Source organism: Mycobacterium sp., assembly GCF_032159765.1.
In the GTDB taxonomy this organism is placed as follows: domain Bacteria; phylum Actinomycetota; class Actinomycetes; order Mycobacteriales; family Mycobacteriaceae; genus Mycobacterium.
On the sequence record NZ_JAVHWM010000019.1, the window covers coordinates 1 to 3,479 of the forward strand.

The window sequence follows — 3,479 nt, forward strand, 5'->3', positions numbered from 1 at the left end:
ATTCGCCGGAGGTGAACCAGGTCGCGCTGTACTTCGGGACACCGATTCTGTTCAACAAGGGCAGCGGCGGCGACGCAACCGTGAAGAAGGACGGCAAGAACTACTCGGTGTCAGGTCACTCGGCACCCATGCCTGACTCTCACGAGTTCGGTTTGGAGATCACCTGTCCGTAGCAGCACACATCTGACAACGGCGGCGCTCGGTTTGGGGCGCCGCCGTTGTCGTCGTCACTAGGATTTCTGCATGCCATCCTCCGAGGATCCCGGTCCCGCTCTGCCCGACCCGCCGGGCACTGGCCCGACGCCGCCCGAGCCGGCAGCCGACAGCGGCCCGCCCGTCCAAAATCCCACGGTGCCTTCGGGTTATTACGTTCCACCGGCCCCCGAGCCACAAATCCCGCCGGGCGCCGAGACCCAAACACGTCCGGCCGCTGAGGCGACGCAGCCGATCGACCCGGTCTATCCGATGTACACGCCCCCAGCGGCGCCGTCGCCAACGACGCCGTCAACGGGGTTCGGCACGCCGCCAGGTGCCGGGCAGTACACGCCGCCAGGTGCAGGGCAGTACACGCCGCCGGCTGCCGGGCAGTACACACCCCCCGCTGCGCCGGACACACCGCCGTACGGAGCTCCCCCTCCCGGCCCGTTCGGGCCACCCGGGGAGCAGCCGTTCCCGTCACCCGCGCCGTATGTGCCTCAGCAGGGCACGGGGTCGTCGCGGACAGCGTTGACCATCATTGCGACCCTCAGTGTGATCCTGTTGGGCGCGATTGTCGCGGTGGTGTGGGTGCTGTTCCGCAACAGCGGTAGCAGCAATGACCACACCGGTGCGTCGGCGAAGAGCACGAGCGCACGGTCGTCCACCACCAAGTCCACGACGACGTCGTCACAGACCGCGAGCGCGGCCCCCACCGGTACGCAGCCTCCCGGCACTGGTGCGGCGCCGGCGGGAACCACGGTGACGATCGACGGCACCCCGACGACGATCGAAGGACAACCCAGCTGCATCGACAGTGGTGGGCAGATGACTGTGGCGGCCGGTGATACCGGGACGAACGGCCTAGCTGTCGTGCTGAGCACCAGCGAGGCCCTCGAGGTCGAGAGCGTCAGCATATTCGTCAACAAGCAGCCGCTCACCTACGCCAAGGCAGCCATGGGCGACGCACAGGCCGTCAAAGACGGACTCACGTACACGATTTCGGGCAACGGAATCGCAGTCGACCTCACGAACCCCACCGCGGGAATCTCCATGAAACCGTTCAAGGTCGAGGTGACGTGCCCTTAGTGCTACTCCTCGCGCAGTCCTGACAGATCGGGATCGGTCATCAGGCGATCCAGTACCACGCGGTGACCCTTCAGCAGTTTGGCGCGCGCCCGCGCGATGGGAAACCATTGCACGCGATCCACTTCCGGGTACTCGCGCACTCGGCCCGAGCCCTTCGGCCATTCGAGTTCGAAGGTGTTACTCCGGGCGTTGGTGACATCGAGGTCGCCGAGCACCGCGAACACGGTCAGCACTTTGCCGCTGGGCTGACGCACCGGGTCAAAATCGATGCGCGGACCCACAGGTGGCGGAAGGCTCGTCTCTTCGGTGAATTCCCGACGAGCGGCGTCCCATGGATCCTCACCGTCGGTGTATTCGCCCTTGAGAATCGACCACGAACCGTCGTCCTTCTTGGCCCAGAACGGACCGCCGGGATGACCGATCAGGACTTCCACGACGCCGTCGCGGATCCGGTAAGGCAGCAGACCCGCGCTTAGTTTCATTGCTCCTCGCGTCCGCTGCGTTTCATTGCTCCTCGGCTACTCGCACGCAGAGCGCTCGAGGTCTTTGAGCGACGTCTCGAGGTGCCCGAGCAAGCGCTGCAGGTGCGGCACGCTGCGGCGGCAGCCGACCAGCCCGAAGTCGAGGTTGTCGCCGTTGTTAGTCATCGTGATGTTCAGCGCCTGCCCGTCCAGCGCGATCGACAGCGGGTAGTTGCCGTCCAAGCGCGCGCCCCTCCAGTACATCGGCTCCCGGGGACCCGGCACGTTGGAGATGACGATGTTGAACGGCGGCGGGGCCGCCGCGACGAATCCCGGAACCAACGCCAGCGCAATTCCACCCGTGAGGCAGGCCGAGAGCGCGAACTGCTGGACCTGGGGCAGCTCGGCGAACACATTCTTGTTGTCGCGCATCGACTCGTGGATGGCCTCCAGCCGCTGTCCGGCATCGTCGAGATGTGTCGCGAGGTTGCAAAGGATCGTGCCCACCATGTTGCCGCCCCGGTCGTCGTCCCCGTCCTTACGCAGGCTGACCGGGACCATCGCCACCAAGGGTGCCTCCGGGAGCGCGTTCTGGTCGAGCAGATACGCACGCAGCGCCCCGGAGCACATCGCCAGGATCACGTCGTTGACGGTCACGCCGCCGACGGCTTCCTTCACCCGCTTGAAGCGATCCAGCGACCACGACTGCGCCGCAGCGCGCCGCGCGCCCCCGATACGAACGTTGAACATCGTCTTCGGAGCCCGGAACGGCAGCGTCAGCTGTTGTTCGAAGAGTCCGTCGCGGATGAGCGACAGCGTCGACGGCGCAAGCGCCGCAGCTGATCCCACCGCATTGGTCAGCGCCTCGATGGGCGAGCGGCCACGTCCAGAGGCTTTCCGGCGCCCCGGCTTGAGCTCCCACGGCACACGCACTTCGTCGTCGTCAGGATCGGGCGTCATGGAGCGCTGCATGAGCCGTTGCGCCGACACACCGTCGATCAGTGAGTGGTGAATTTTGTTGTACAGCGCATAGCGCCCGTCATCCAGCCCCTCGACGAGGTGTGTCTCCCACAGCGGCCGGTGGCGGTCGAGCAGACTGCCGTGCAGCCGCGAGGTCAGTTCCAGAAGGTCACGGACCCGTCCCGGCTTGGGCAGCGCCGAGCGCCGCAGATGATATTCCAGATCGATGTCCTTGTCGTCTGACCAGGCGACATTCGTGATTCCGCCCAGGAATGCGGGCCGCTTCCGGAACGTCGGTTGCACGTCAGTGCACGCCAGCATCGCCTCGTAGGTCTCCCGGACGAACTCGGGCCCCGCGTCCTCGGGCGGCTCGAAGAGCTGCAAACCGCCCACGTGCATGGGATGTTCACGGGATTCGCCCAGCAAGAAGATGTTGTCCGTCGGCGATATCAGCTGCATCGGTGCGTCCTCTCGCGGTGGTCTTCCCTTCTCGTCCTTTGTAATCGTGCGGACAAGAGGAATACAGCCTTTGACCGTAGACTGGCCGCGTTCATGGGTGCTGATCTTGAACGGCGCCCGATATCGCGGGGGCGAGAAGGGCCTGCACGTCATGAAATTGCTGCTCGGGCATGCGAAATGCCTGGCCGCCGTTTTTTCGGCTCTCATTCTGATAACTGGCTGCGAGAGCCGCGCAATGACGCCAGGGGCGACTGCGGTCGCGCCCCCCAAAGACCTCTGGGTAGCAGTCGTCGGCGATTCGTATACCGGTGGAAG

4 protein-coding genes are annotated in these 3,479 nt (G+C 65.4%); 2 read left to right on the plus strand and 2 right to left on the minus strand.

Features of this window, described 5'->3' with window-relative positions; translation table 11 throughout:
- Positions 1-243: 243 nt before the first annotated feature.
- Positions 244-1,284 (plus strand): lipoprotein LpqH, encoded by a 1,041-nt coding sequence (locus QOH60_RS02250; RefSeq protein ID WP_526416650.1) that lies wholly within the window; start codon positions 244-246, stop codon positions 1,282-1,284.
- Positions 1,285-1,286: 2 nt separating this feature from the next.
- Here the strand turns inward: QOH60_RS02250 and QOH60_RS02255 are convergent, their stop codons facing one another.
- Positions 1,287-1,766 carry an NUDIX hydrolase gene (locus tag QOH60_RS02255; RefSeq protein ID WP_526416652.1) on the minus strand — a complete coding sequence of 160 codons (480 nt, stop codon included), beginning with the start codon at positions 1,764-1,766 and terminating at the stop codon, positions 1,287-1,289.
- Between the two features lie 36 nt (positions 1,767-1,802).
- The gene (locus tag QOH60_RS02260) at positions 1,803-3,164 is read right to left on the minus strand and encodes a WS/DGAT/MGAT family O-acyltransferase (RefSeq protein ID WP_526416654.1); all 1,362 of its coding nucleotides are present in this window, start codon (positions 3,162-3,164) and stop codon (positions 1,803-1,805) included.
- Positions 3,165-3,234: 70 nt separating this feature from the next.
- On the opposite strand from QOH60_RS02260, the gene QOH60_RS02265 reads away from it, so the two are divergent.
- A partial coding sequence (locus tag QOH60_RS02265) for a hypothetical protein (protein ID WP_526416656.1) occupies positions 3,235-3,479 on the plus strand: 245 nt, incomplete at its 3' end.

Coding starts and splice junctions, on each gene's coding strand:
- QOH60_RS02250 (WP_526416650.1), top strand. CDS start 244: ATGCCATCCTCCGAGGATCCCGGTCCCGCTCTGCCCGACCCGCCGGGC.
- QOH60_RS02260 (WP_526416654.1), bottom strand. CDS start 3,164: ATGCAGCTGATATCGCCGACGGACAACATCTTCTTGCTGGGCGAATCC.
- QOH60_RS02255 (WP_526416652.1), bottom strand. CDS start 1,766: ATGAAACTAAGCGCGGGTCTGCTGCCTTACCGGATCCGCGACGGCGTC.